The 26092-nt window shown below is 73.8% G+C and carries 18 protein-coding genes and 3 pseudogenes; 18 read left to right on the plus strand and 3 right to left on the minus strand.

Translation table 11 applies throughout. The annotated features are described in order from the left end of the window. Positions 1-38 precede the first annotated feature (38 nt). From HB370_RS12270 to HB370_RS12320, 10 genes and pseudogenes are all read left to right on the plus strand, one after another. Positions 39-1838, plus strand: a complete 1800-nt coding sequence (locus HB370_RS12270) for a phosphatidylglycerol lysyltransferase domain-containing protein (protein WP_030783190.1) — start codon at positions 39-41, stop codon at positions 1836-1838. Positions 1839-1845: 7 nt separating this feature from the next. Then, on the plus strand, positions 1846-2574 hold the full coding sequence (locus tag HB370_RS41360; RefSeq protein WP_030783187.1) for a hypothetical protein: 729 nt from the start codon (positions 1846-1848) through the stop codon (positions 2572-2574). Positions 2575-3018: 444 nt separating this feature from the next. Continuing rightward, positions 3019-3776 (plus strand): annotated as a pseudogene (locus tag HB370_RS12285) (adenosylcobinamide-GDP ribazoletransferase). A gap of 228 nt (positions 3777-4004) precedes the next feature. Continuing rightward, positions 4005-5543: a leucyl aminopeptidase gene (locus tag HB370_RS12290; protein WP_030783181.1), complete on the plus strand. Its 1539-nt coding sequence runs from the start codon at positions 4005-4007 to the stop codon at positions 5541-5543. Positions 5544-5788: 245 nt separating this feature from the next. Then, a complete protein-coding gene (gene lpdA, locus HB370_RS12295; RefSeq protein ID WP_030783177.1) occupies positions 5789-7177 on the plus strand; it encodes a dihydrolipoyl dehydrogenase in 1389 nt (462 codons plus the stop codon). A gap of 62 nt (positions 7178-7239) precedes the next feature. Beyond that, positions 7240-9066 carry a 2-oxoglutarate dehydrogenase, E2 component, dihydrolipoamide succinyltransferase gene (gene sucB / locus HB370_RS12300; protein ID WP_167512971.1) on the plus strand — a complete coding sequence of 609 codons (1827 nt, stop codon included), beginning with the start codon at positions 7240-7242 and terminating at the stop codon, positions 9064-9066. Between the two features lie 258 nt (positions 9067-9324). Continuing rightward, entirely contained in the window at positions 9325-9948 is a 624-nt protein-coding gene (locus HB370_RS12305; protein WP_030783170.1) for a GntR family transcriptional regulator, read from the plus strand. Positions 9949-10207: 259 nt separating this feature from the next. Then, complete coding sequence (aceE, locus tag HB370_RS12310; RefSeq protein WP_030783167.1) at positions 10208-12910, plus strand: pyruvate dehydrogenase (acetyl-transferring), homodimeric type; 2703 nt, start codon at positions 10208-10210, stop codon at positions 12908-12910. 59 nt (positions 12911-12969) lie between these two features. Then, positions 12970-13953 carry a WYL domain-containing protein gene (locus HB370_RS12315; protein WP_030783164.1) on the plus strand — a complete coding sequence of 328 codons (984 nt, stop codon included), beginning with the start codon at positions 12970-12972 and terminating at the stop codon, positions 13951-13953. A 58-nt stretch (positions 13954-14011) separates the two neighbouring features. After that, a complete protein-coding gene (locus HB370_RS12320) occupies positions 14012-14530 on the plus strand; it encodes a DUF4240 domain-containing protein (protein ID WP_030783163.1) in 519 nt (172 codons plus the stop codon). Positions 14531-14712: 182 nt separating this feature from the next. Here HB370_RS12320 and HB370_RS12325 read toward each other — a convergent pair. Next, positions 14713-15450 (minus strand): annotated as a pseudogene (locus tag HB370_RS12325) (peptidoglycan recognition protein); the annotation flags it as partial. A 192-nt stretch (positions 15451-15642) separates the two neighbouring features. Here HB370_RS12325 and HB370_RS12330 point away from each other — a divergent pair. Beyond that, entirely contained in the window at positions 15643-16815 is a 1173-nt protein-coding gene (locus HB370_RS12330; RefSeq protein WP_030783156.1) for a MarP family serine protease, read from the plus strand. A 28-nt stretch (positions 16816-16843) separates the two neighbouring features. Here the strand turns inward: HB370_RS12330 and HB370_RS12335 are convergent, their stop codons facing one another. Further along, on the minus strand, positions 16844-17332 hold the full coding sequence (locus HB370_RS12335; protein ID WP_030783153.1) for a GNAT family N-acetyltransferase: 489 nt from the start codon (positions 17330-17332) through the stop codon (positions 16844-16846). A 74-nt stretch (positions 17333-17406) separates the two neighbouring features. Here HB370_RS12335 and HB370_RS12340 point away from each other — a divergent pair, with 74 nt between their 5' ends. After that, positions 17407-18300, plus strand: a complete 894-nt coding sequence (locus HB370_RS12340) for a TIGR01777 family oxidoreductase (protein ID WP_030783150.1) — start codon at positions 17407-17409, stop codon at positions 18298-18300. A 195-nt stretch (positions 18301-18495) separates the two neighbouring features. Then, entirely contained in the window at positions 18496-19947 is a 1452-nt protein-coding gene (locus HB370_RS12345) for an NAD(P)/FAD-dependent oxidoreductase (RefSeq protein ID WP_167512972.1), read from the plus strand. 20 nt (positions 19948-19967) lie between these two features. On the opposite strand, the pseudogene HB370_RS12350 reads toward HB370_RS12345, so the two are convergent. Continuing rightward, positions 19968-21438: pseudogene (locus tag HB370_RS12350) on the minus strand (regulator). Positions 21439-21677: 239 nt separating this feature from the next. Between HB370_RS12350 and lipB the strand changes: the two are divergent. The 5 genes from lipB to HB370_RS12375 all read left to right on the plus strand — a co-directional run bounded on the left by lipB (position 21678) and on the right by HB370_RS12375 (position 26000). Then, complete coding sequence (gene lipB, locus HB370_RS12355; RefSeq protein WP_030783141.1) at positions 21678-22475, plus strand: lipoyl(octanoyl) transferase LipB; 798 nt, start codon at positions 21678-21680, stop codon at positions 22473-22475. 114 nt (positions 22476-22589) lie between these two features. Further along, entirely contained in the window at positions 22590-23555 is a 966-nt protein-coding gene (gene lipA, locus HB370_RS12360) for a lipoyl synthase (protein WP_030783140.1), read from the plus strand. 255 nt (positions 23556-23810) lie between these two features. Beyond that, on the plus strand, positions 23811-24011 hold the full coding sequence (locus tag HB370_RS12365; RefSeq protein WP_030616762.1) for a hypothetical protein: 201 nt from the start codon (positions 23811-23813) through the stop codon (positions 24009-24011). Between the two features lie 80 nt (positions 24012-24091). Further along, the gene (locus HB370_RS12370; protein WP_030783133.1) at positions 24092-24793 is read left to right on the plus strand and encodes a DUF4191 domain-containing protein; all 702 of its coding nucleotides are present in this window, start codon (positions 24092-24094) and stop codon (positions 24791-24793) included. A 121-nt stretch (positions 24794-24914) separates the two neighbouring features. Continuing rightward, complete coding sequence (locus tag HB370_RS12375) at positions 24915-26000, plus strand: right-handed parallel beta-helix repeat-containing protein (RefSeq protein WP_030783132.1); 1086 nt, start codon at positions 24915-24917, stop codon at positions 25998-26000. The last annotated feature ends 92 nt before the right edge of the window (positions 26001-26092 follow it).

Consider the following 26092-nt stretch of genomic DNA (forward strand, 5'->3'; position numbering starts at 1 on the left):
TGCGATTTGCCGCAATCGCACCCATATGATCATCCCTTATGGGAGACGCCCGAATCGTCCTGGTGCGGCGCGCGGAGGCGCGGTGGGCCGCCGGGGCTTCCCGGCGGGCCGCCGCGTGCGCCGTCTGGTATCTGCGGACCGTCGCGTTCGTCAACTTCCTCAGCGCGGTGTGGGTCTCGCTCGGCCAGGACGTGCGCCGGCACAACCAGGACGACTTCTTCACGCCGTACCTGCTGACGGCCGGCTTCGCCTCCGGCGTGTTCACCGCCTTCCTGGCCATCACCATGCGCCGCCGCAAACGGGCCGCGTGGATCCTGAACCTGGTGCTGAGCGGGCTCTTCCTGGCCCTGCTCGCGTTCGCCATGACCTTCCCGGAGATCCGCCGGTACGCCCAGAACTGGGTCTCCCTGGCGCTGACGGCCGCCTTCACGGTCGCGCTGCTCGTCGGCCGCCGGGAGTTCTACGCCAAGGGCGACCGCTCCAACCCCCGGCTCGCGGCGACCGTGGCCGTCGGCGGCGGCCTGGCCGCGAGCCTGCTCGCCGGGCTGCTGGTGACGGTCACCAACCAGGCGCCGGACGCGGCCCGCTCGACGTTCCCCGAGCGCTGGTACTACGGCACCCTGCGGCTGGTGTCGGTGGCCGCCGAGGAGTCCCGCTTCCCCGGTCTCGACCCGCCCAACTGGGCGAACGTGGCCGTCAACGTGCTCAGCACCGCCCTGCTCCTCGCCGTGCTGTACGCCGCCTTCCGCTCCCGGCGCACCGTCGACCCGCTCACCGAGGACGACGAGAAACGGCTGCGGGAACTGCTGGACCGGCACGGTGACCGGGACTCGCTCGGCTACTTCGCGCTGCGCCGGGAGAAGAGCGTGGTGTGGTCCCCGACCGGGAAGGCCGCCGTCGCCTATCGCGTCGTCGGCGGGGTGAGCCTGGCGTCCGGGGATCCGCTCGGGGACCCGGAGGCCTGGCCGGGGGCGATCGCGCCGTGGCTGGCCGAGGCACGGGCGCACGGCTGGATCCCGGCGGTGATGGGCGCGAGCGAGGAGGCCGGCACGGTCTACGCCCGGCACGGCCTGGACGCGCTGGAACTCGGGGACGAGGCGGTCGTGGAGGTCGCCGAGTTCACGCTGGAGGGGCGGGCCATGCGCACCGTCCGGCAGGCGTACAACCGGGTGCGGCGGGCCGGGTACCGGGTGCGCGTCCGGCGCCACGAGGACATCCCGGCGGCCGAGATGGCGTACCTCGTCGAGCGCGCCGACGACTGGCGGGACGGCGCGACCGAGCGCGGCTTCAGCATGGCGCTGGGGCGGCTCGGGGACCCCCGCGACGGCCGGTGCGTGATGCTGGAGTGCGTGGACGCCGAGGGGCGGCTGCGGGCGCTGCTGTCCTTCGTGCCGTGGGGCCCGCACGGGCTGTCGCTGGACCTCATGCGGCGGGAGCGGGACGTCGACGGCCACGCCAACGGGCTGATGGAGTTCATGGTCATCGAGCTGCTGCGGCGCGCCCGCGAGATCGGCATCACGCAGGTCTCGCTCAACTTCGCGATGTTCCGCTCGGTCTTCGAACGTGGCGCGCGCCTCGGCGCCGGACCGGTGCTGAGGCTGTGGCGGTCGCTGCTCGGCTTCTTCTCCCGCTGGTGGCAGATCGAGTCGCTGTACCGCGCCAACGCCAAGTACCGGCCCATCTGGGAACCGCGGTTCCTGCTCTTCGAGAAGACCGCGGACCTGCCGCGCATCGGCCTCGCCTCGGCCCGCGCGGAGGGGTTCCTGGAGGCACCGGGACTGCCCGGGTGGCCGCGCCGGAGACAGCTGCGCGACGCACCGACGACCGTACGGGGATGAGGAGCACATGAGGAGAACGCTCGCCCGCTGGGCCCGGGCCGAGTGGGGCCCGCTGTACGCCGCGGTGCGCGACCCGCTGCGCCGGCGGGGGCCGTCCGCGCTGCCGCTGACCGCGGCCGCGGTGGGCCTGACGGCGTCCCTCCACTACGCGCAGCAGCAGCCGTGGGGAGAGGCACTGGTACGGAACCTGGGCGCCGTACGGGCCGACGACCCGCTGGGGGCGGCGCTGCTGCGCACCCCGCTGTCGCTGTTCGTGCCCGCGCCGGACCTGCCGGTGTGGGGAGCGCTGGCGCAGATCCTGCTGGTGTTCGGGATCGCGGAGCTGTGCCTGGGCCGGTGGCGGACGCTGGCCATCGCCTACGCCGCCACGCTCGCCGGGACCCTGTACGCGCGCCTCGGCGTCACCCTCGGCGCGCACGCCCCGTTCGGGCTGCCGTGGACCGACGCGCAGGTGGTGGACACCGGCCCGTCGGCGGCGGTCGTGGGACTCGCGGTGTACGTGGGCTGGCGGTACGGCGCCTACGCGACGGCGGGCGCGGTGACCCTGGCGATGGTCGCCGAGGTGCTGCTGAAGGAGAACCTGGCGGGCAAGGAGCACCTGGCCGCGCTCACCGCGGTGGGCCTGCTGTGCCTGCTGGCGGCGCTACGGGACCGCGACCCGGACCGCCTCCGCCCGCACCGGAACCCGGCCGGCTGGACCGGCCGGGGCCCGGGCACCCCACCGGTGCGGACCTGAGGCCGGCTCCGGTCCGGCCACCGGAAGGCCGGACGACCCGGAAACCCGGAAGCCCGAACAGTGCGGAAACGCCGGACGGTACGGGCAGGTCAGCCGGTACGAGAAGGCCAGACGATGCCGACCGGGCGACGGGCGTGCCCGCCTCCGGTCCGGGCCGGAGGCCCGCTCGCCGGACGGTTGCCCCGGCCCGCCCGGGGCGCGGAGATCCGAAACAACCCGCCACCCCGGCGGACCCGGGACCGCCCGCCCACACAGCCCAGGGGGCCCGGGAGCACCCGCCCACGTAGCCCGGGGCCCGGACCGCCCGCCCATCCGACCCGGGGGTCCGGAACCGCCCGGTACCCTGCGCCGGTGTCCACGTCGTCCTCGTCGTCCTCGTCCTCCTCGTCGTCCTCGTCCCCGCCGCCCGCCTCTCCCCCTCCCCCGTCCTCCGTCTCCGACGGTCTGCGGTTCGCCTTCGGGACGCTCACCGTGCTGCCCGTGCGGGTGCGCCGGTGGGACCGGGCGGCGGCGCGCGGCGGGATGCTGTCCGCCCCGGTGGCCGGGCTGGTCGTCGGCGGCTGCGCGGCCGGGCTCGGCCTGCTGCTGCTCCTGCTCGGTGCCGGTGCGCCGCTCGCCGCCGTCGCCTCGGTCGCCGTACCCGCCGCGCTGACCCGCGGACTGCACCTGGACGGGCTGGCCGACACCGCCGACGGGCTGGGCAGCGGCAAGCCCGCCGAGGACGCGCTGCGCATCATGAAGCAGTCGGACATCGGGCCGTTCGGCGTACTCACCCTCGTCCTGGTGCTGCTGGCCCAGGTGGCCGTACTGGCCCAGCTCTACGGCGGCTCCTGGGCGCGGGGCGCCCTGGCGGCCGTGGTCTCGGCGGTCACGGCCCGGCTGGCGCTCACCCTGGCCGCCCGTGCCACCGTGCCGGCCGCCCGCCCGGAAGAGCGGAGGAGCGCCGTGGCGGGGTGGTGCCGGTGCCCGCCGCGCTGGGGACCGCGGCCGCGGTGACGGCGGCGGCCGGGGCGGCGGGCGCCTGCCTCGGCTGGTACGACGGCGCGCGCACCGCCCTCGCGGTGGCCGCCGGTCTCGCGGTCGCCGAACCGCTGCTGCGGCGGTGCGTGCGCCGGTTCGGCGGGGTCACCGGGGACGTGTTCGGCGCGCTCGCGGAGACGGCGGCGACGACCGCGCTCGTGGTGCTCTCGCTGGGCCGCTGACGCGCGGCGGACAGCCCGGCCCGGCCGCGACGCCACACGCGGGTGACCACCCGAAGGAATGATCGACCGCGCCCACGCGCGTAGGCTCGTCCCGGGTGTTCGCCGACAGGGTGAAGGCCCCGGTTGCCACCTGTCCCCAGGCCTGGACCTAGGGTCGGCTGTCGGGCCCGGTCGACCCACCCCATTTCGGCCACTGCAACTTCACATCGGAAGCGAGAACTCACCACCGTGACTGCTCTGACTCTCAGCACCGCCGCGGCGCCCGGCCTGCGGGCCGACGCGATCGTGATCGGTGTCGCCAAGGGTGCCCAGGGGCCCGTCGTCGCGCCGGGCGCCGAGGCCGTGGACAAGGCGTACGACGGCAAGCTGGCCGGCGTCCTGGAGACCCTCGGTGCCTCGGGTGCCGAGGGCGAGCTGACGAAGCTGCCCGCGCCGGCCGGCTTCAAGGCCCCGCTCGTGGTGGCGGTGGGCCTGGGCGCGGAGCCCGCGGACGAGGACGCCGGTTACGACGCCGAGGCGCTGCGCAAGGCCGCCGGTGTGGCCGCCCGCGCGCTCTCCGGCTCGAAGAAGGCCGCGTTCGCACTGCCCGTGGACGGCCCCGGCGCGCTCGGCGCCATCGGCGAGGGCGTCCTGCTCGGCGCCTACTCCTTCGACGTCTACAAGGGCGGCGCCCAGGACGCGAAGAACGCCAAGGCCAAGAACGGCAAGGCGCCGCTGGCCGAGGCCGCGCTGCTCGGCGGCAAGCCGCGCGACGCCGCCCACAAGGGCGCACTCGCCCGCGCGGTCGCGGTCAGCGAGGAGCTGAACCGCGCCCGCGACCTGGTCAACATGCCGCCGAACGACCTCACCCCCGCCGCCTTCGCCGCGCTCGCGCAGACCGCGGCCAAGGAGCACGGCATCAAGGTGCAGGTGCTCGACGACAAGGCCCTGGCCAAGGGCGGCTACGGCGGCATCCTCGGCGTCGGCGGCGGCTCGGCGGCCACCCCGCGCCTGGTCAAGCTGTCGTACAAGCACCCGAAGGCGGACAAGCACCTGGCGTTCGTCGGCAAGGGCATCACCTACGACTCGGGCGGCATCTCCCTGAAGCCGGCCGGGCACAACGAGACGATGAAGTGCGACATGAGCGGTGCCGCCGCCGTGTTCGCCGCGGTCGTCGCCGCCGCCCGGCTCGGCCTGGAGGTCGACGTCACCGGCTGGCTGGCGCTGGCCGAGAACATGCCGTCCGGCTCCGCCGTCCGTCCGGGTGACGTGCTGCGCATGTACAGCGGCAAGACGGTCGAGGTGCTCAACACCGACGCCGAGGGCCGACTGGTGCTCGCCGACGCGCTGTGGGCGGCCTCACAGGAGAACCCGGACGCGATCGTGGACGTCGCCACGCTGACCGGCGCGATGATGCTGGCGCTCGGCACCCGGACGTTCGGTGTCATGGCCAACGACGACGCGTTCCGCACCGCGGTGCACGAGGCGGCCGAGGAGGTCGGCGAGCCGGCCTGGCCGATGCCGCTGCCGGAGCACCTGCGCAAGGGCATGGACTCGCAGGTGGCCGACATCGCGAACATGGGCGAGCGCTGGGGCGGCGGGCTGGTGGCCGGTCTGTTCCTGCGCGAGTTCGTGGGCGAGGGCATCGCCTGGGCGCACCTGGACATCGCCGGGCCGGCGTTCAACGAGGGCGGCCCGTTCGGCTACACCCCCAAGGGCGGCACGGGCTCCGCGGTGCGGACGCTGGTCCGGCTGGCCGAGCTCACGGCCGAGGGTGACCTCGGGTAAGGACGCCCGCGAGCCCGGTTCGGGGCGCGGGGGGCCGGTCGCCCGGTTCCCCGCGCCCCCTCGGGTGCCGAACGTGGGACGTCTCACACACCGGCCCGGCGTCTCGATCCCGTCCGACAAGTGCAAAGATGGAGCCCGGCAGGACAGGGCCCCCACCGAAGGGCCGAAGCATCAAGCGGCCGGACACCAGCCGCCTGCCGGTCATCGCCGACCGGCGCACGGCGCACATGCATGGAGGACGTGACGTGGCGAACGACGCCAGCACCGTTTTCGACCTAGTGATCCTCGGCGGTGGTAGCGGTGGTTACGCCGCGGCCCTGCGCGGGGCTCAGCTGGGCCTGGACGTCGCCCTGATCGAGAAGGACAAGGTCGGCGGCACCTGCCTGCACAAGGGTTGCATCCCCACCAAGGCCCTGCTCCACGCGGGCGAGATCGCCGACCAGGCCCGCGAGAGCGAGCAGTTCGGCGTCAAGGCCTCCTTCGAGGGCATCGACGTCCCGGCCGTCCACAAGTACAAGGACGAGGTCATCTCGGGCCTGTACAAGGGTCTGCAGGGTCTGATCGCCTCGCGCAAGGTGACGTACATCGAGGGTGAGGGCCGGCTGTCCTCCCCCACCTCCGTCGACGTGAACGGCCAGCGGATCCAGGGCCGCCACATCCTGCTGGCGACCGGCTCCGTGCCGAAGTCCCTGCCGGGCCTGGAGATCGACGGCAACCGCATCATCTCCTCCGACCACGCCCTGGTGCTGGACCGCGTGCCGAAGTCCGCCATCATCCTGGGCGGCGGTGTCATCGGCGTCGAGTTCGCCTCGGCGTGGAAGTCCTTCGGTGCCGACGTCACGGTCATCGAGGGCCTGAAGCACCTCGTCCCGGTCGAGGACGAGAACTCCTCCAAGCTTCTCGAGCGCGCCTTCCGCAAGCGCGGCATCAAGTTCAACCTGGGCACCTTCTTCCAGAAGGCCGAGTACACCCAGGACGGTGTGAAGGTCACCCTGGCCGACGGCAAGGAGTTCGAGGCCGAGCTGCTGCTCGTCGCCGTCGGCCGCGGTCCGGTCTCCCAGGGCCTCGGCTACGAGGAGCAGGGCGTCGCGATGGACCGCGGCTACGTGCTCGTCGACGAGTACATGCGCACCAACGTCCCGACCATCTCCGCCGTCGGTGACCTCGTCCCGACCCTCCAGCTCGCGCACGTCGGCTTCGCCGAGGGCATCCTGGTGGCGGAGCGCCTGGCCGGTCTGAAGGTCGTCCCGATCGACTACGACGGTGTTCCGCGGGTGACGTACTGCCACCCGGAGGTCGCCTCCGTCGGCATCACGGAGGCCAAGGCCAAGGAGGTCTACGGCGCGGACAAGGTCGTCTCCATCAAGTTCCCGCTCGGCGGCAACGGCAAGAGCCGGATCCTGAAGACCGCGGGCGAGATCAAGCTCGTCCAGGTCAAGGACGGTGCCGTGGTCGGCGTCCACATGGTGGGCGACCGCATGGGCGAGCAGGTCGGCGAGGCGCAGCTGATCTACAACTGGGAGGCGCTGCCGTCCGAGGTGGCCCAGCTCATCCACGCCCACCCGACGCAGAACGAGGCGCTCGGCGAGGCCCACCTGGCCCTGGCCGGCAAGCCCCTCCACATGCACGACTGACGCCTTCCGTCTTCGGGCGCGACGACACAGACTTCCGCAATTCGTTAGGAGTAACCGAAACCATGGCGGTTTCCGTAACCCTTCCGGCGCTCGGCGAGAGCGTCACCGAGGGCACTGTCACCCGCTGGCTGAAGGCCGAGGGCGAGCGCGTCGAGGCCGACGAGCCGCTGCTCGAGGTCTCGACGGACAAGGTCGACACCGAGATCCCCGCCCCCGCCTCGGGCATCCTGGCCTCCATCAAGGTGGCCGAGGACGAGACGGTCGAGGTCGGCGCCGAGCTGGCCCTCATCGACGACGGCACGGGTGCGCCCGCCGCCGCTCCGGCCCCGGCCGCCGAGGCCGCCGAGGCCCCCGCCGCCGAGCCCGCCCCGGCCGCCGAGCCCGCCCCCGCCCCGGCCGCCGAGGCTCCGGCCCCGGCTCCGGCGCCCGCCGCCGAGGCCGCTCCGGCCGCTGCGGCCGGTGGCGCGCAGGGCACCGACGTGGTCCTGCCCGCGCTGGGCGAGTCCGTCACCGAGGGCACCGTGACCCGCTGGCTGAAGTCGGTCGGCGACACCGTCGAGGCCGACGAGCCGCTGCTCGAGGTCTCCACGGACAAGGTCGACACCGAGATCCCCGCCCCCGCCTCGGGTGTGCTGCTGGAGATCGTGGTCGGCGAGGACGAGACGGCCGAGGTCGGCGCCAAGCTCGCCGTCATCGGTGCCCCGGGTGCCGCTCCGGCCCCCGCCGCCGAGCCCGCCCCGGCCGCCCCCGCGGCCGCCCCGGCCCCGGCACCGGCGCCCGCTCCGGCCGCTGCCCCGGCTCCCGCGCCCGCCCCGGCCCCGGCTCCCGCGCCTGCCCCGGCTCCGGCTCCGGCGACCTCCGCTGCCGCCCCGGCTCCGGCGCCCGCCCCGGCCCCGGCTCCGGTCACCCCGGCCACCGCGCCGACCTCGCCGACCGCCACCCAGGCGACCGACGAGGGCGCGTACGTGACCCCGCTGGTGCGCAAGCTCGCCGCCGAGAACGGCGTCGACCTGGCCACCGTCAAGGGCACCGGCGTCGGCGGCCGGATCCGCAAGCAGGACGTCCTCGCCGCCGCCGAGGCCGCGAAGGCCGCCGCCGCTGCCCCGGCCCCCGCCGCGGCCGCCCCGGCCGCCGCCGCGAAGAAGGCCCCGGCGCTGGAGGCCTCCCCGCTGCGCGGCCAGACCGTCAAGATGCCCCGCATCCGCAAGGTCATCGGCGACAACATGGTCAAGGCGCTGCACGAGCAGGCGCAGCTGTCGTCGGTCGTCGAGGTCGACGTCACCCGCCTGATGAAGCTGCGCGCCCGGGCGAAGGACTCCTTCGTGGCCCGCGAGGGCGTCAAGCTCTCCCCGATGCCGTTCTTCGTCAAGGCCGCCGCGCAGGCGCTGAAGGCCCACCCGGCCATCAACGCCAAGATCAACGAGGCCGAGGGGACCATCACCTACTTCGACACCGAGCACATCGGTATCGCGGTGGACTCCGAGAAGGGCCTGATGACCCCGGTCATCAAGAACGCCGGCGACCTGAACATCGCCGGTATCGCCAAGGCCACGGCGGAGCTGGCGGGCAAGGTCCGGGCCAGCAAGATCACTCCGGACGAGCTGTCCGGCGCGACCTTCACCATCTCCAACACCGGTTCGCGCGGCGCGCTGTTCGACACGATCATCGTGCCGCCGGGCCAGGTCGCGATCCTCGGCATCGGTGCCACGGTCAAGCGTCCGGCCGTCATCGAGACCGAGGAGGGCACGGTCATCGGCGTCCGCGACATGACCTACCTGACCCTCTCCTACGACCACCGTCTGGTGGACGGCGCCGACGCGGCCCGTTACCTGACGGCCGTCAAGGCGATCCTGGAGGCGGGCGAGTTCGAGGTCGAGCTCGGCCTCTGAGCGGCTCTCGGGCCGAGCACCGTAGCGACGTGGTGCTCGGCCTCCGCCCCCCATCGCGCCTGATCAGGCGTACGAACGCCCCGTCCGGAGCTTTTTCCGGGCGGGGTGTTCGTGTTTGTCCGGGTGCGCAGCGTGTAAGGCTCGTCTCACCTGCGCAGAAGCGCCCCCGCGCGCCCTTCCCGCGGAGCGAACCAGCCGTATTGTCTAAGCGTCAAAGCCCCCGGGGGCCGCAGGACGGCCCCTCCCTAAGGAGCCGTCATGACCGCGCCCGTCGTCCACTCGCTGCGCGAGCAGATCCGCGAGCACATCGTGGAGGGAATCGTCAGCGGGCGCTGGCAGCCGGGCGAGCGGATCGTGGAGCGGCGGATCGCGACCGAGCTGGAGGTCAGCCAGACCCCGGTGCGGGAGGCGCTGCGCGAGCTGGAGTCGCTGCGGCTGATCGAGTCGGCCCCGAACAAGGGCGTACGCGTCCGCAATCTGACGGCGGCCGACCTGGAGGAGAGCTACCCGGTCCGGGCGGGCCTGGAGGCGATCGCGGCCGAGCTGGCGGCGGAGCGGCTCGCGGAGGACTGCTCGGCGCTGGAGCCGCACGTCGCGGCCCTGTACGAGGCCGACCGGAAGGCGGACGGCACGGCCCAGGTGCGGCACACGGTCGGCTTCCACCGGGAGCTGGTGCGGGCCGCGCACAACTCGGTGCTGCTGCACACGTGGGAAGGCCTGGGCATCGAGGTGTTCACGGCGCTGTCGATCCGCTGGCTGGGCACGGTCCAGCAGTCGTACGCGGAGGAGCACGAGGAGCTGGTGCAGGCGTTCCAGCGCCGGGACCCGCGGATCGCGGAGCTGGTGAAGGCGCATGTGCTGGGGTGCGCGCCGCGCGCCTGACCCAGCCGAGCATACCCCCGCTCACCTGCGAAAACCCCCCTTGAAGGCGGCACCGGGTGCCCATTTCGAAGGCACCGGGTGCCTACTTTCTCGGAATCGAGACCTTTTCACCCTCAACCCTTTGATCGATCATCGATCAGAGGGTTACAGTCGCCGACGGACTTCCACCGAAGTCCACTGCCCTGTCCTGCCAAAGACCTAGGGCACCCCCGAACCCTTGACGATGAGGGAACCCCCTTCGACTGAGGAAGGCGGCGACATGACCGACCCCAACGCCATCCAGCCGAGCGCGCTCGACCAGCTCCCGGACCGCGACCCGGAGGAGACCGCCGAATGGCAGGCCTCCCTGGACGCCGTGGCCAGGGAAGCCGGACCGCACCGCGCCGCGTACCTGATGCGCCGCACGCTGGAGCGCGCCGAGGCGGGCGGCATCGCGCTGCCGAAGCTCCTCGAGACCGACTACGTCAACACCATCCCCACCTCCGCGGAGCCGGCCCTGCCCGGTGACCCGGAGATGGAGGCCCGGATCACCGCGTGGAACCGCTGGAACGCGGCGGCCATGGTGACCCGGGGCAGCAAGCACGGCGTCGGCGGCCACATCGCGACCTTCGCCTCCGCCGCCTGGCTGTACGAGACCGGCTTCAACCACTTCTTCAAGGGCAAGGAGGGGGACGGCTCCGGCGACCAGCTCTACATCCAGGGCCACGCCTCCCCCGGCATCTACGCCCGCGCCTTCCTCGACGGCCGCCTGAACGAGGCGCACCTCGACAACTTCCGCCAGGAGGCCGGCGGCAACGGCCTGCCCTCCTACCCGCACCCGCGCCGGCTGCCGTGGATGTGGGAGTTCCCGACGGTGTCCATGGGCCTCGGCCCGCTGTCGGCGATCTACCAGGCGCGGTTCAACCGCTACCTGACCAACCGCGGGATCAAGGACGTCTCCGCCTCCCACGTCTGGGCCTTCCTCGGCGACGGCGAGATGGACGAGCCGGAGTCCACGGCCGCCCTCGCGCTGGCCTCGCGTGAGCAGCTGGACAACCTCACCTTCGTCATCAACTGCAACCTCCAGCGCCTGGACGGCCCGGTCCGCGCCAACTTCAAGATCGTGCAGGAGCTGGAGGCCCAGTTCCGCGGCGCCGGCTGGAACGTGATCAAGACGCTGTGGGGCTCGGCCTGGGACGAGCTGTTCGCCCTGGACACCACGGGTGCGCTGGTCCGCCGGCTGCGCGAGGTACCGGACGCGCAGGTCCAGACGTACCAGACCCGCGACGCCGCCTACATCCGCGAGGACTTCTTCGGCAAGGACCCGGCGCTGGTCGAGATGGCCAAGCTGCTGAGCGACGACAAGATCCTCGAGTGTTTCCACGTCTCGCGCGGTGGTCACGAGGCGAGCAAGGTCTACGCCGCGTACAAGGCCGCCGTCGAGCACAAGGGCGCGCCGACCGTGATCCTGGCCCAGACGGTCAAGGGCCACACCCTGGGCGAGGGCTTCGCGTCGAAGAACGCCAACCACCAGATGAAGAAGCTGACGGTGGACGAGTTCAAGGCGATGCGCGACCGCCTCGGCCTGCCCATCAAGGACAGCGACTTCGTCGACGGCGTGGTGCCCTACGGCCACCCGGGCGCCGACTCCCCGGAGGTGCGCTACCTCCAGGAGCGCCGCGCGGCCCTCGGCGGCCCGGCCCCGGCCCGCCGTACCCACGCGCTGCCCGCGCTGCCGGCCCCGGCCGAGAAGGCGTTCGCCTCCTTCGACAAGGGCTCCGGCTCCCAGAACGTGGCCACCACCATGGCGTTCGTCCGCCTGATCAAGGACTTGGTCCGCGACAAGGAGACGGGCAAGCGCTGGGTGCCGATCGTCCCGGACGAGGCGCGCACCTTCGGCATGGAGAGCCTCTTCCCGTCCCTGGGCATCTACTCGCCCAAGGGCCAGACGTACGAGCCGGTCGACCGTGACCAGCTGATGTACTACAAGGAGGCCAAGAACGGCCAGATCCTCAACGAGGGGATCACCGAGGCCGGTTCGATGGCCGACTTCATCGCCGCTTCGACGTCGTACGCGACGCACGGCGAGGCGATGATCCCGTTCTACATCTTCTACTCGATGTTCGGCTGGCAGCGCACGGCCGACCAGATGTGGCAGCTCGGCGACCAGCTCGGCCGCGGCTTCCTGATCGGCGCGACGGCGGGCCGTACGACCCTGACGGGCGAGGGCCTCCAGCACGCCGACGGCCACTCCCCGGTGATCGCCGCGACCAACCCGGCCGCGCTGACGTACGACCCCGCGTTCGCCTACGAGATCGCGGTGATCGTCCGTGAGGGTCTGCGCCGGATGTACGGCGAGGCCAAGCCGGGCGAGGACCAGAACGTCTTCTACTACCTGACGGTCTACAACGAGCCGCTGCCGCAGCCGGCCAAGCCGCAGGGCCTCGGCATCGACGAGGGCATCGTCAAGGGCCTGTACCGCTTCAACACGGCCGAGTCCGCGGGCATCACCGTGGCGGCGGGCGCCCCGCGCATCCAGCTGCTGGGCTCCGGCACGGCGATCCACTGGGCCCTTCAGGCGCAGAAGCTGCTGGCCGAGGAGTGGGGCGTGGCCGCGGACGTGTGGTCCGCGACCTCCTGGACCGAGCTGCGCCGGGACGCGCTGGAGGCCGATGCGGCGCTGCTGCGCGGCGAGGACCGGGTGCCGTACGTCCGCCAGGCCCTCCAGGGTGCCGAGGGCCCGGTGCTCGCGGTGTCCGACTACATGCGCCAGGTCCCGGACCAGATCGCGCAGTGGGTCGAGCAGGACTGGTCCTCGCTGGGCGCCGACGGCTTCGGCCTGTCGGACACCCGTGAGGCCGCGCGCCGCCACTTCGGCGTCGACGCCGAGTCGATCGTCGTGGCCGCCCTGGCCCAGCTCGCCCGCCGCGGCGAGATCAAGGCGACGGCGGTCAAGGAGGCCCGGGAGAAGTACGGGCTGTAACGGACCGGTCGGATAAGCAGGCCCCCGCTTCGGCGGGGGCCTGTTGGCATCATGGGCGCATGCGTGCGGCCCGGCTCATCAAGATGGTTCTGCTGCTCCAGTCCCGGCCCGTCATGACCGCCGCCGAGCTGGCGCGGGAGCTTGAGGTGTCGGAGCGGACCGTGACCCGGGACGCCCAGGCGTTGTCCGAGGCGGGCGTGCCGGTGTACGCCGACCGGGGGCGGGCCGGGGGGTACCGGCTGGTCGGCGGGTACCGGACGCGGCTGACCGGGCTGGCCCGCGGCGAGGCCGAGGCGCTGTTCCTGAGCGGGGTGCCGGGGGCGCTGCGGGAGATGGGCCTGGCGGACGCCGCCTCGGCGGCCCGGCTGAAGGTGTCGGCGGCCCTGCTGCCCTCGCTGCGGGACGCCCCGGACACCGCCGCGCAGCGCTTCCACCTGGACGCGCCCGCCTGGTTCCGGGAGCCCGAGACGCCCGCGCTGCTGCCGGTGCTCGCCGAGGCGGTGTGGGGCGACGGCCGGGTCCTCGCCCGGTACCGGCGCGCCGAGGACACGGTGGAGCGGCGGCTGGAGCCGTACGGACTCGTGCTGAAGGCCGGTGTCTGGTACCTGTGCGCGCGGGTGGCCGGAAACGGCGCCTTCCGGACGTACCGGATCGACCGGTTCACCGCCGTGGACCCGCTCGGCGAGCGGTTCGACCGCGATCCGGAGTTCGATCTGCCGGGTTTCTGGAGGGAGCAGGCCGAGCGGTTCGCCCGGTCGATCCTGCGTGCCGAGGTCGTCGTACGGCTCTCCCCGGAAGGGGTGCGCCGGCTGCCGCACGCCGTCGATCCGCTCGCCGCGCGGGCGGCCCTCGCCGAGCCGGGCGCGCCGGACTCCGCGGGCCGGGTGACGGTGACGCTGCCCGTGGAGTCGGAGGAGGTCGCGTACGAGCAGCTGACGGCACTCGGGCCGGAGGCCGAGGTGCTGGCGCCGGCCGCGCTGCGCGAACGGTTCGCGGCGGACGCGGCCCGCGCCGCCGCCCTGTACCACGGCGGGGACGGCTGAGCACCTGGGCCGTACTCCGGGTGCGTGCCACCGGGTGAGGCCCGATGCTGGTGGCGTGATGGACGAGACGGAGTTCTGGGAGCTGATCGACTCCACCCGCGGGGCCGCCGAGGGGGACCCCGAGGAGCAGGCCGACCTGCTCGTGGAGCGGCTGCTGCGGCTGGACCCGGAGCAGGTGCTGGACTTCGCCCGCCACTTCGAGGCCCGTTACAACCGCGCCTACCGCTGGGACCTGTGGGGTGCCGCCTGGCTGCTGCTGGACGGGTGCAGCGACGACGCGTTCGACTTCTTCCGGTGCTGGCTGATCGGCCAGGGGCGGGAGGTGTTCGAGGGCGCCCTGCACGACCCGGACGCGCTGGCCGGGCTGCTGGGCGAGTTCGACGAGGAGGTCGACGGCGACGGCGAGGAGCTGGGGTACGCGGCGGACGAGGCGTACGAGCAGCTCACCGGCACCGTCGCCCCCGAGCTGGGCCTCGCCCCGGCCCCGGCCGAGCCGGAGGGCACGCCGCTGGACCTGGAGGACGACCGGGTGCTCGCCGAGCGGTTTCCCCGGCTGTGGGAGCGGTTCAGGACATGACGGCCTCACGGCTGATTCTCGTGCTTGCCGCCTTCGGCCGGCCCGGCTCCGGTCGGCTCGGCCCGGCCAGGGCTGCCTTTGCCGCCGGCGCTGGGCACCGCCGTGGGGCGGAGGGAGGGGCGCGGGCTGTGGGTCCCGAGGGGGTGCGTCGCGGCCGGCTTCCGGGACGGCGTCGTGGCCGGGCGGCCCTGGAGCTGGGCGGCCCGCTCCCGGATGGCCGGGAGGCGGGCGGTCAGGGCCGCGCCGGGGCAGCTGGTGTGGAATCCGGCGTCGTGCCCGGCGAGGGCGGGCAGGGTGGCGGTGGCACCCGCCCGGTAGCGGCTCTGCCCGCTGCTGGAGACCAGCTTGGCCCGGCCGCGCGGATCGATGTCGGCGAGCCCGAGCTTCCAGGCCGCGAGGGCGGCGATGGCGTCGGTCATGGCCCGGGGCACCGGGACGCCGGCGGTGAAGGTGCCGAGGGCGGCGATCCCGGCCGTGCGGTGGTTGAAGCCCTGGCTGTGGGCGCCGGTGACGGGCCGGTCGACGCCTCCGGCCCGGCCCTCGTAGATGGTGCCGCAGCGGTCGACGAGGAAGTTGTAGCCGATGTCGTCCCAGTGCCGGGCGCCGGTCTGGCCGGCGTACAGGCCGCGGATGATGCGCGGCGCGTCGGCGCAGGCGTAGTCGTTGGGCGAGTCGGTGTGGTGCAGGAAGACGGCCACCACCTTGTCGTCGTAGCGCGGGGGCGGCTGGGTGTGCCCGGTGACGCGGTCCAGCCAGGCGGAGCGCGGCACGATGCGCGGCCGGGCGGCCCGGTGCCCGACGGGCGGCCGGGCCCCGGCGGCGGGGCGATCGGGGCGGGAGACGGCGGCGCGTTCGGCGCCGCGGGCGCACAGGACCAGCGCGCCGACGGCGAGCAGCACGGGCAGGCAGCCGAGCAGCACCAGCAGCGCCCCGGGTATCCGCCGTGCGGTACGGGGGTTCCCCGCGGCGGGCCGTGCCGGGGCCTGCGGGGCTCTTCGGAGGACACGCATGATCCCACTGTCAAGCCGCCGGGCCGTACCCGCGACGCACGCTCTGCCACCTGGCGGAACCTCGGGTCCCGGTCCGGGGGATCCGGGAGAAAGGCGGCTGCCGTGAACCTGCTGGATCTGCTGCTCGCCGTGGTGGCCGTCTGCTCCGCGGTGTCGGGATACCGGCGCGGGCTGCTGGCCGGGTGTGTCTCGCCGGCCGGGTTCGCGGGCGGCGCGGCCGTCGGGATGTGGCTGCTGCCGTGGTCGACGGGCCAGGTGCGCGGTTCGGCGGCGGTCACGGCGCTCGCCGCGGTGACGCTGCTGGTGCCGGCGGTGCTGGGGCACGCGCTGGCGGGCCGGGCGGCGCGGCGGCTGCGCGGGCGGATGGACCGGGGCCCGCTGCGGGTGGCGGACGGCGTCGGGGGCGCCTCGGTGCACGCGGTGGCGGTGCTGGTGGTGGCGTCGCTGGCGGCGGGCGTGCTGGGCGCGGCCCCGGCCCCGGCACTGACGGCGGAGGTACGGGACTCGACGCTGCTGGGCGCGGTGCGGCAGCGGATGCCCGAGACCACGCCCGCCTGGTTCGCGCGGGCCACGTCCGCGCTGTCCGAGGCGGGTTTCCCCCGGGTGTCCGGCCCGTTCGCGGACGAGCCGGCGGCCCGGCCGGACGGCGACGGCGTCCCCCCGGCCGCGGCCCGGGCGGCCCGCAGCGGCACGGTCAAGGTCGAGGGGTTCGCGGGCGCCGAGGGCCGCGAGGGCAGCGGCTTCGTCTACGCCTCCCGGCGGGTGCTGACCAACGCGCACGTGGTGGCCGGCATCGACCGGCCGGGCGTGCGGGTCGGCGGGTCCGGGCGGTCGTACCCGGCGCGGGTGGTGCTGTTCGACCCGGGCCGGGACGTGGCGGTGCTGTATGTGCCCGGGCTGCGCGCCCCGGCGCTGCGGTTCGCCCCGGACGCCGGGCGCGGGGACCCGGCGGTGGTGGCGGGCTACCCGGAGGACGGGGGCCTGGACCTGCGGGCGGCGAAGGTCACCGACCGGGTGCGGGCGACCGGCCCGGACATCCACGACGAGCGCACGGTCACCCGGGAGCTGTACGCGATCCGCTCCGAGGTGCTGCCGGGCAACTCCGGGGGCCCGCTGCTGGCCCCGGACGGCCGGGTGCTCGGGATGGTCTTCGCCCGGTCCGCCTCGGACGCGGGGACGGGGTACGTGCTGACGGCGGCCGAGCTGACGGGCGACGCCCGGCGGGCGGCCACGGCGACGGCCCGGGTGGACACCGGGGAGCTGGTCGCCGCGTAACGTCACCGGGGCTTCATGACACCGGTGTTCACAGGGACCGGCCCATGAACACGTCGTCGACGTAGCGGCCGTCGAGGAAGAACTCCCCCGGCAGCACGCCCTCGACGGCGAATCCCTCGGACGCGTACAGCGACCGGGCCGGGGTGTTGTGCCCGAGCACCCGCAGGGTCAGCCGGCGGGCGCCGCGCTCGCGCGCGCGGTCGACGGCGGCCCGGATCAGCGCGCGCCCGACGCCCCGGCCGCGCGCCTCGCCGGCCACGGCGAACCCCTGGATCTGCAGGACGTGCGCGTTGGAGGCGAGCGGGGTGGGGTGGGCGAGGCGGACATAGCCGAGGAGGCGTCCGCCGTCCTCGGCGACGAGGAAGTCCTCCGGGCGGTGCCGGTCGTCGAAGAACGGCGGGTACGGCGGCACCGGCCGGGGCATGACGGCGTGCAGGGTGGACCAGACGGCCCGGTCGAGGAGGGCCAGCTCCTCCTCGTCGTGGGCCTCGGCGGTGCGTATGCGGGGCTGGAACATGGCGATCACCCTAGGCCGCGCCGTCCGGGCGTCCAACGGGTTTCCTGGGTGCGGGTGGGGTCATGCTTGGGGCCATGGAACGTTCACGTATCGCGGTGGCCGGCGCGTCCGGTCTCATCGGCGGCGCCCTGGTGCGGTCCCTGGCCGCCGACGGGCACGAGGTGGTGCGGCTGGTGCGCCGGGCGCCCCGGGGCCCGGACGAGGTCCGCTGGGACCCGGAGCGGGGCCGGGTCGACGCGGCCGGGCTGACCGGGTGCGAGGTGGTGGTGAATCTCGCGGCGGCCGGGGTGGGCGACCGGCGCTGGACCCCGGAGTACAAGCGGGTGCTGCGGGACAGCCGGGTGCTGGGCACGGCCGCGCTCGCCGAGGCGGTGGCCTCGCTGCCCGAGCCGCCCCGGGTGTTCCTGAACGGCAGCGCGATCGGCTTCTACGGCGACACCGGCGAGCGGGTCGTGGACGAGGACGCGCCCCCGGGCGACGGCTTCCTGGCCGGGCTGTGCGTGGAGTGGGAGGAGGCGGCGGCGCCCGCCGAGGAGGCCGGGGTGCGGACGGTGTTCCTGCGCACGGGTCTGGTGGTGGCCCGGGGCGGCGGGGCCTGGGGGCGGCTGTTCCCGCTGTTCCGGGCGGGGCTCGGGGGGCGGCTGGGCGACGGGCGGCAGTACTGGTCGTACATCGCGCTGCACGACGAGGTGGCCGCGATCCGGCATCTCATCGACCGGGAGGACCTGTCCGGCCCGTTCAACCTGACCGCCCCGCGGCCGCTGACGAACCGTGAGATCACGGCGGCGATGGGCCGGGTGCTGCACCGGCCTGCGGTGTGCGCGGTACCCGCCGGGGTGCTGCGGGTGGTTCTCGGGGAGATGGCGGGGGATGTGCTGGGCAGTCAGCGGGTGGTGCCCAGGCGGCTGCTGGAGTCGGGCTTCCGGTTCGCTTTTCCCGGCATCGAGGAGGCGATCCGCGCGGCGTGATGAGCGACGTAATGAGCCGATTGACAACACGGGCGAACAAAAGTGACCGTATGCGACCTCCATGCGACCGTGCCCTGTTGATGCGCGACTCCTCCTGACCGATCACCGCCCTAACCTCGATCCGAACTCGGGTATCCGTGGCGCCAGTCGGAGGCATGGCTCCTCCACCGGCCGCGTAACCACAGGAGGGGCCTCGTGCTTGAGCCCGCGTACCAGGTGGACGTCGTCATCGTGGGGGCCGGCATCGCCGGCCTCTCGGCCGCTCACCGGCTGACCAGCGCCGGAATCACCACCGCGGTCCTGGAGGCCGCCCCGTACGTCGGCGGTCGCATGTCGACGGAGAAGGTCGACGGCTTCCGGCTCGACCGCGTCGGACAGCTGCTGTCCACGTCCTACCCCGAACTCCGGCTGACCCCGGGCCTGGCCGAGCTGGCGGTGCGCCGCTTCGCGCCGGGCGTGCTGCTGCACCGCGACGGGCGCCTCCAGCGCGCGGGCGCCCCGGCGCCCGGCGGAAGCGCGAGGGGCGCACGGGGCGCACTCCACGCGGTGCGCGCCCTCGCCGGCACGCCCAGGAGTACGGCCGCCCGGAGTACGGCTCTCAGAGGTACGGCCGCCAGGGCCACGGCGGCCCGGGCCACGACCGGCCGGGGGACGACGGTCACGCCCGGCCGCACCGGCGCCGCGCCGGTGGGCGGCGCCGTGGACCAGGCCCGGCTGGGCGCGGCCCTCGGCCGGCTCGCGGCGACCCCCGTCGATCTCGTCCTGGCCCGCCCCGAACTGCCCGCCGGCCAGGCGCTGGCCCGGCGCGGGGTGCCGGCGCGCACCATCGACGGCTTCCTGCGCCCGCTGCTGGCCGCGCTGCTGTGCGACCCGGAGCTGACCACGTCCAGCCGGTGCGCCGACCTGGCGCTGCGCGCCTTCGCGAGCGGCCGGCTGTGCGTGCCGGAGGGCGGCGCGGAGGCGCTGCCCGAGCTGCTGGCCCGCGCGCTGCCGCCGGGCACGGTGCACACCGGGGTACGGGTCACCTCGGTGTCCACGACCTCGGTGGCCACCGCCGAGCACGGCGAGATCCGCTGCCGGGCGGTGCTGCTGGCCACCGACGCGCGGGCCGCGGCGGAGCTGCTGCCCGGGCTGCGGGTGCCGGACTTCCATCCGGTGACGGTGCTCCACCACACCACGGACGAACCCGCGGAGGCCCTCCCGACCGGCGCCTCGCTGCTGCTGGACGCGGACCGGGGCGGGCCGGTGGCGCACACGGCGGTGCTCAGCACCGTGGACCCGAGCCGGGCGCCGGCCGGCCGGGTGCTGATCTCCTCGACCGTGCTGGGCCCGCCGCCGGAGGGCGTCGACACCGCCGTCCGCATCCACCTCGCCCGGCTCTACGGCACCTCCACGCGCCGCTGGGAGACGCTGGCCGTGCACCACACCCCCGAGGCGGTCCCGGCCATGCGCCCCCCGCACGACCCGCGCCGCCCGGTGCGCCTCCTGGCGGGCCTGTACGTCTGCGGCGACCACCGCGACACCAGCACGGTCCAGGGCGCGCTGCACTCCGCCCGCCGGGCGGCGTCGGCCATCCTGGCGGACCTGGGCGCGACGGGCTCGATGCACCGCGCGGACCCGACCCCGGTGCTGCCCAGGGCCGCGTAGCCGCGTGGCTCCGATCGGCCCTACCCCAGCGTCGCGACCTTCTCCCGGTAACCGCGCACCGGCGCCGCGTCCCGGTACGGCTCCAGCCGGCGTTCGAAGTCCTTGACGTACTCCACCGCGCGGGCGGAGCGCATCTCGGCGGCCTGCCCGGCGGCCTCCGCGGCGAGCGCGCAGGCCTGGTCGAGTTCGCCGAGGCCGAGCCGCGCGGTGGCGAGGACGACCCGGCAGAACAGCCGGCTGCGGGCGAAGGCGGGCGCCCGCAGCTGGAGGGCGCGCTCGGCGTGCTGCGCGGCCGCCCGGAACTGCTGGAGGTCCCGGTGGCAGTGCGCGAACTCGTCGGCGAGCTGCCCCTCGTCGAAGAACCGGGCCCAGTGCGGCACCTCGTCCCCGGGCCGGGCCGCCTCCAGCGCGCGCTCGGCCCGCACCAGCGCCGCGGTGCACGCCCGCACCTCGCCGAGGACGGCGTGCGCCCGCGCCTCGGAGGCGTGCAGCAGCGACTGGACGACGGGCGGGGCGCCGGTGCCGACGCCCTGCTGGGCGACCCGGGTCAGCTGCACGGCCTCCCTGCCGTGCCCTAGGTAGACGGCCTGGCGGCTCATGGTGACCAGGACGTAGGAGCCGTAGGCCCGGTCGCCGGCGGCCTGGGCGAGCCGCAGGGCCTGCACGAAATAGCGCTGGGCGAGCCCGTGCGCGGCGATGTCGTACGACGTCCAGCCCGCCAGCCGGGTCAGGTCGGCGGCGGCGCCGAACAGCCGGCGGCCGGTCTGCTCGCCGTAGCTGCCGCGGAGCATCGGCTCGCACTCGTGCTCCAGGTAGCGCACCAGCGCCTGCCGGGCGTGGCCGCCGCCGAACCGGTCGTCGAGGGTGCGGAACAGCTCGCCGACCGAACGCAGCGCGGCGATGTCGCCGGTGGTGACCCGGTGGCCGGGGGCGCGTTCGGCGCTCGCGCGGGCGCGGGCCGCGGCCGCCAGCCCCGGGCGGGAGCGGGGACCGGACCGCGCCGGGCCGGCCCTGCTGCGGCACCCGGGGCCCCGGCTCGCGGGCCACCCGGTCGTCGGGCTTGCCGATCAGCCAGTCCCGGCTGGGCACAACCAGGCCCGCCGGGGTGAAGGCGATCTTGCGCAGCTCGGCGTGGCTGCCGGAGTCCTTGCGCCACAGGCCGCTGACGATGTCGACGGCCTCCTCCGGGGTGGCCGCGAACTCCAGCCCGGCGTACACCGGCGCACAGGAGTCCAGGCCGAGATCCTGGGCGGTGAGCCGGCGCCCGAGCCGGCGGGTGAAGACCTCGGCGATGAGGGCGGGGGTGGTGCCGCGCGGCTGCTGCCCGCGCAGCCAGCGGGTGACCGATGTCTTGTCGTATCTGAGGTCCAGCCCGTGTTCCAGACCGAGCTGATCGACGCGACGCGCCAGACCCGCGTTGGAGAACCCCGCTTCTGCGATGAGCGCGGCGAGCTGGCGGTTGGGGGTGCGCTGCGCGGGTCGGTCCGTCATCTGCGGTGCGGTCTCCTGCCTTCCGGGCGGTGGACGTGCCCGGATTGCCTTTCAGCAGCCCTTATGGCCTCACGAACGGCGCGAATGTAGCGGAGAGTGAGCAGACGATCACACCCTTTGCGCCACCTTCATCCAATCGTGTGAGGAACGCCCGCCGGGCTGACGTGGACGGCTCGGACGTACAGTGGCGGGGGCGCGATACATGCCTGACACACCCATCGCCGAGGGAGGCGCTTGCCGTGAGTGAGTTGCGGTTCGTCCGCAGGGGATTCGGTGCCGATGCCGTCGACTACCAGGAGGCCTGGGACGAGCAGCGCCGGATCCACGCGGCCCGGTTCGCCGACGAGGTCCCCGACACCGTGATCCTCCTGGAGCACCCCCCGGTGTACACGGCCGGGCGGCGCACGGAGGACAGCGAGCGCCCGCTGGACGGGACCCCGGTCATCGACGTGGACCGCGGCGGCAAGATCACCTGGCACGGCCCGGGCCAGCTGGTGGGCTACCCGATCCAGAAGCTGCCCCGCCCGGTGGACGTGGTCGCGCACGTACGGCGGCTGGAGGAGGCGCTCATCCGCACCTGCGCCGAGTTCGGCCTGGAGACCACCCGGGTCGAGGGACGCAGCGGCGTATGGGTGCTCGGCGACCCGGTCGAGCAGCGGCCGGCGCTCGGGGGGCTGTCCCTGGACTTCGACCCGCGCCTGACCGACGAGGAGTTCGACCCCCGGCTCAACGGCCCCGAGTACGCCCCGTCCAACGCGGGCCAGCGGCGCGAGGACCGCAAGATCGCGCAGATCGGCATCCGGGTGGCCAAGGGCGTCACGATGCACGGCTTCTCGTTCAACGTGAACCCGGACATGAAGTGGTTCGACCGGATCATCCCGTGCGGCATCCGCGACGCGGGCGTGGCCTCCCTCGCCGGCGAGCTGGGCCGGGACATCACGGTCGAGGAGGTCGTGCCGGTGGTGGAGAAGCACCTCAGGGACGTCCTGGAGAACGCGGACCTGAAGCCCCGGGAGATCGAGAAGGCGTCCGCCTGACCGTCGGCACCGGGAATGCGCCCTGCGGTCGGGAGGTTGGTCTCACCGGCAGGGCGCAATGAGCACGGGCGTACCCTGGTGTACGCCGAAGAATCGAAGTCACAGGGAGCCGACGTGTCCGCAGTCTCACCCGACGGACGCAAGATGCTGCGCCTGGAGGTCCGCAACAGCCAGACCCCCATCGAGCGCAAGCCCGAGTGGATCAAGACCCGGGCGAAAATGGGCCCCGAATACACGAAGATGCAGAACCTCGTGAAGAGCGAGGGCCTGCACACGGTGTGCCAGGAAGCCGGCTGCCCGAACATCTACGAGTGCTGGGAGGACCGCGAGGCGACCTTCCTCATCGGCGGCGACCAGTGCACCCGGCGCTGCGACTTCTGCCAGATCGACACCGGCAAGCCCGAGGCCCTCGACCGCGACGAGCCGCGCCGGGTGGGCGAGTCCGTGGTGACGATGGACCTGAACTACGCCACCATCACCGGCGTGGCCCGCGACGACCTGCCGGACGGCGGCGCCTGGCTGTACGCCGAGACCGTGCGCCAGATCCACGAGCAGACGGCCGGGCGTGAGGGCGGCCGGACCAAGGTGGAGCTGCTGGCCCCCGACTTCAACGCGGTGCCCGAGCAGCTGGCGGAGGTGTTCGAGTCCCGTCCCGAGGTCTTCGCGCACAACGTCGAGACGGTCCCCCGGATCTTCAAGCGGATCCGCCCCGGCTTCCGCTACGAGCGCTCCCTGAAGGTCATCACCGAGGCCCGCGACTTCGGCCTGGTCACCAAGTCGAACCTGATCCTCGGCATGGGCGAGACCCGCGAGGAGGTCAGCGAGGCGCTGAAGCAGCTGCACGAGGCGGGCTGCGAGCTGGTCACCATCACCCAGTACCTGCGCCCCTCCGTCCGGCACCACCCGGTGGAGCGCTGGGTGAAGCCGCACGAGTTCGTGGAGCTGAAGGAGGAGGCCGAGCAGATCGGCTTCTCCGGTGTGATGTCCGGCCCGCTGGTGCGCTCCTCCTACCGCGCCGGGCGGCTGTACCAGATGGCCGTCGAGAAGCGGGGCGCGTTCGTCGCCGCCCAGGCGGTGTGAGTCCCGCTCCGGTCGCGCGGCGTGAGCCGCGCGTGTGAATCGTCGCACAAATAGCTACTGGCCGGTAATGGCCGAGACGACGCGGTCCCGGACGTCCTCGCTGATGAGGGCGACCGCCGGGGCCGCGCCGTTCGTTCCGGCTCCGGCACCGGGGGGTTCACCACTGTTTGACCGGCCGGTCACGCCCTGGTAACACCAGACAGTGACCCTGGTGTCACGCCCCTGACTCCACCGTTTCGAGGGGGGATCCCGATCATGCAGGCACCACCCGTGCGCGCCACCGCCATCCCGTCCTTCACCGACGCGCTGCGCCGCGTCGAGTCCCTGCTGCTGAGCGGCGGGCAGCGCACCGCCCGCCGCAACGCCTGGACCTCCGTCCTGGAGGACCGCCGCCGGGCCAAGGACCGGGTCGAGGCCCAGCGGTTCCTGGAGCGGGCCGCCGCCGGCCGCTCCTGACCCCGCCCGCCCCGCCCCCGGACCTGCCCCGCCGGACACTGCCGTCGTAGGCGCTCCCGGGGGCACGTAGACTTCGTGGCATGGCGAGGAAGGAAACCGCGGCGGACGCCGCGAATGCCGGGCGACTGAAGCAGATCGCCCTCACGTACCAGATGACCCGCAAGGCCGACAAGACGATCGGCCTTGTACTCGCGGCCGTCGGGATCGGCACGCTCGGTGTCTTCCTCGCGATCGGCTTCCTGATCGGACACCCGGTCTACCTGGGCATCTTCGGTCTGCTGGTCGCCCTGCTGGCGACGGCCGTGGTGTTCGGCCGCCGGGCCGAGCGGGCCGCCTTCGGTCAGATGGAGGGCCAGCCGGGCGCCGCCGCGGCCGTGCTGGACAACATCGGCCGGGGCTGGACGACGACTCCGGCGGTGGCGATGAACCGCAGCCAGGACGTGGTGCACCGGGCCGTCGGCAAGGCCGGCATCGTGCTGGTGGCCGAGGGCAACCCGAACCGGGTGAAGACCCTGCTGGCGGCCGAGAAGAAGAAGATGAACCGGATCGTCGCGGACGTGCCGGTGCACGATGTGATCGTGGGCAACGGCGAGGGCCAGGTGGAGCTGAAGAAGCTGCGCACGACCCTGCTGAAGTTCCCGCGGGTGCTGACCGGCCCCCAGGTGACCGCCACCAACGACCGGCTGCGCGCGCTCGGCGACCTGATGAGCAACATGCCGTTGCCAAAAGGCCCCATGCCGAAGGGGATGCGCCTCCCGAAGGGCGGCCCCCGAGGGCGCTGACCCGCCCCCGTACGCCATCGACGAAGCCCCGTACCCCCTTCAGGGTGCGGGGCTTCGTTGACACGCCACCGAACGGAGCATCCTGCGGGTTATCGGCTCATCCGCTTTTAGCCTTCGGAATGTGACAAAACGCCATATTACGTACCTCGCATGCGCCACGGCCCTCGTCGGTGCGTTCGCCGGCGCCGCCCCGGCGTCGGCGGCCCACCGGACCCTCGTGGTGCACCCCGGTGAATCCATCCAGAAGGCGGTGAACGCCGCCCGGCCCGGCGACACCGTGCGGGTGCTGGCCGGCACCTACCACGAGAGCGTCACGCTCAGGACGGCCGCGGTGACCCTGCGGGGCGCGGGCCCGGGCACCGTCATCCGGCCGCCCGCCGGCGCCAAGGCCGTACCGCCCGCCAAGGGGGCCACCCCCACCTGTCTCGGCTCCGGCAACGGCATCTGCGTGGTCGGCGGGAAGCACAAGCCCCTGCGGGACGTCACCGTCGCCGATCTGAAGGTGACCGGCTTCGCCAAGGTCGGCCTGTGGTCCATGGGCACCGACCATCTGACCGTGACCGGGGTGACCGCCGACGACAACGGCCAGTGGGGCATCGCCCAGGAGCACTCCACCCGGGGCGTCTTCCGCCGGGACACCGCCCGGCGCAACGGCGACGCCGGCCTGTTCCTCGCCAACAGCGTCAAGGCCGAGCAGGGCGCCCAGGACAGCAAGGGCACCGTGGTCGACCGCACCCTGCTGGAGGGCAACCGGATCGGCCTGACCGTCCGCCGGCTGCGCAACCTCACCGTCCGGCGCAACCACGTCACCGGCAACTGCGCCGGCGTGTTCCTCGTGGGCGACGAGAACAAGCCCCGGGCGGGCGCGCTGACCGTACGCGCCAACCTGGTCGAGCGGAACAACAAGTACTGCCCGAAGACCGCCCGGCTGCCCTACCTCCAGGGCTCCGGCATCGTCCTGACCGGCACCGAGCAGGCCCTGATCAGCCGGAACACCGTCACCGGCCACTCGGGCAAGTCCCCGCTGTCGGGCGGCATCGTCCTGTTCAAGAGCTTCGTCGGCGCCACCAGCGAGCGGAACCGGATCACCGGCAACCACCTGTCGGCCAACTCCCCGGCGGACCTGGTCAACCAGGAGGCGGCGAAGAGCGGCAACGCCTTCACCCGCAACTCCTGCCGCGCCTCCAGGCCCGCGGGCCTGTGCTGACCGGCCGGCCGTACCCGACCCACGCAAGGAAGGAAGGCGGCACATGACCGCACCATCCCCCGCGCTCTCCACCGCGCCGGAGCCCGGGGCAC

Origin of the sequence: Streptomyces sp. DSM 40868, assembly GCF_011820545.1 — a bacterium.
Lineage (GTDB): Bacteria > Actinomycetota > Actinomycetes > Streptomycetales > Streptomycetaceae > Streptomyces > Streptomyces eurythermus.

Coding starts and splice junctions, on each gene's coding strand:
- HB370_RS12270 (WP_030783190.1), top strand. CDS start 39: ATGGGAGACGCCCGAATCGTCCTGGTGCGGCGCGCGGAGGCGCGGTGG.
- HB370_RS41360 (WP_030783187.1), top strand. CDS start 1,846: ATGAGGAGAACGCTCGCCCGCTGGGCCCGGGCCGAGTGGGGCCCGCTG.
- sucB (WP_167512971.1), top strand. CDS start 7,240: ATGGCGGTTTCCGTAACCCTTCCGGCGCTCGGCGAGAGCGTCACCGAG.
- HB370_RS12305 (WP_030783170.1), top strand. CDS start 9,325: ATGACCGCGCCCGTCGTCCACTCGCTGCGCGAGCAGATCCGCGAGCAC.
- aceE (WP_030783167.1), top strand. CDS start 10,208: ATGACCGACCCCAACGCCATCCAGCCGAGCGCGCTCGACCAGCTCCCG.
- HB370_RS12315 (WP_030783164.1), top strand. CDS start 12,970: ATGCGTGCGGCCCGGCTCATCAAGATGGTTCTGCTGCTCCAGTCCCGG.
- HB370_RS12320 (WP_030783163.1), top strand. CDS start 14,012: ATGGACGAGACGGAGTTCTGGGAGCTGATCGACTCCACCCGCGGGGCC.
- HB370_RS12335 (WP_030783153.1), bottom strand. CDS start 17,332: ATGTTCCAGCCCCGCATACGCACCGCCGAGGCCCACGACGAGGAGGAG.
- HB370_RS12340 (WP_030783150.1), top strand. CDS start 17,407: ATGGAACGTTCACGTATCGCGGTGGCCGGCGCGTCCGGTCTCATCGGC.
- HB370_RS12365 (WP_030616762.1), top strand. CDS start 23,811: ATGCAGGCACCACCCGTGCGCGCCACCGCCATCCCGTCCTTCACCGAC.
- HB370_RS12370 (WP_030783133.1), top strand. CDS start 24,092: ATGGCGAGGAAGGAAACCGCGGCGGACGCCGCGAATGCCGGGCGACTG.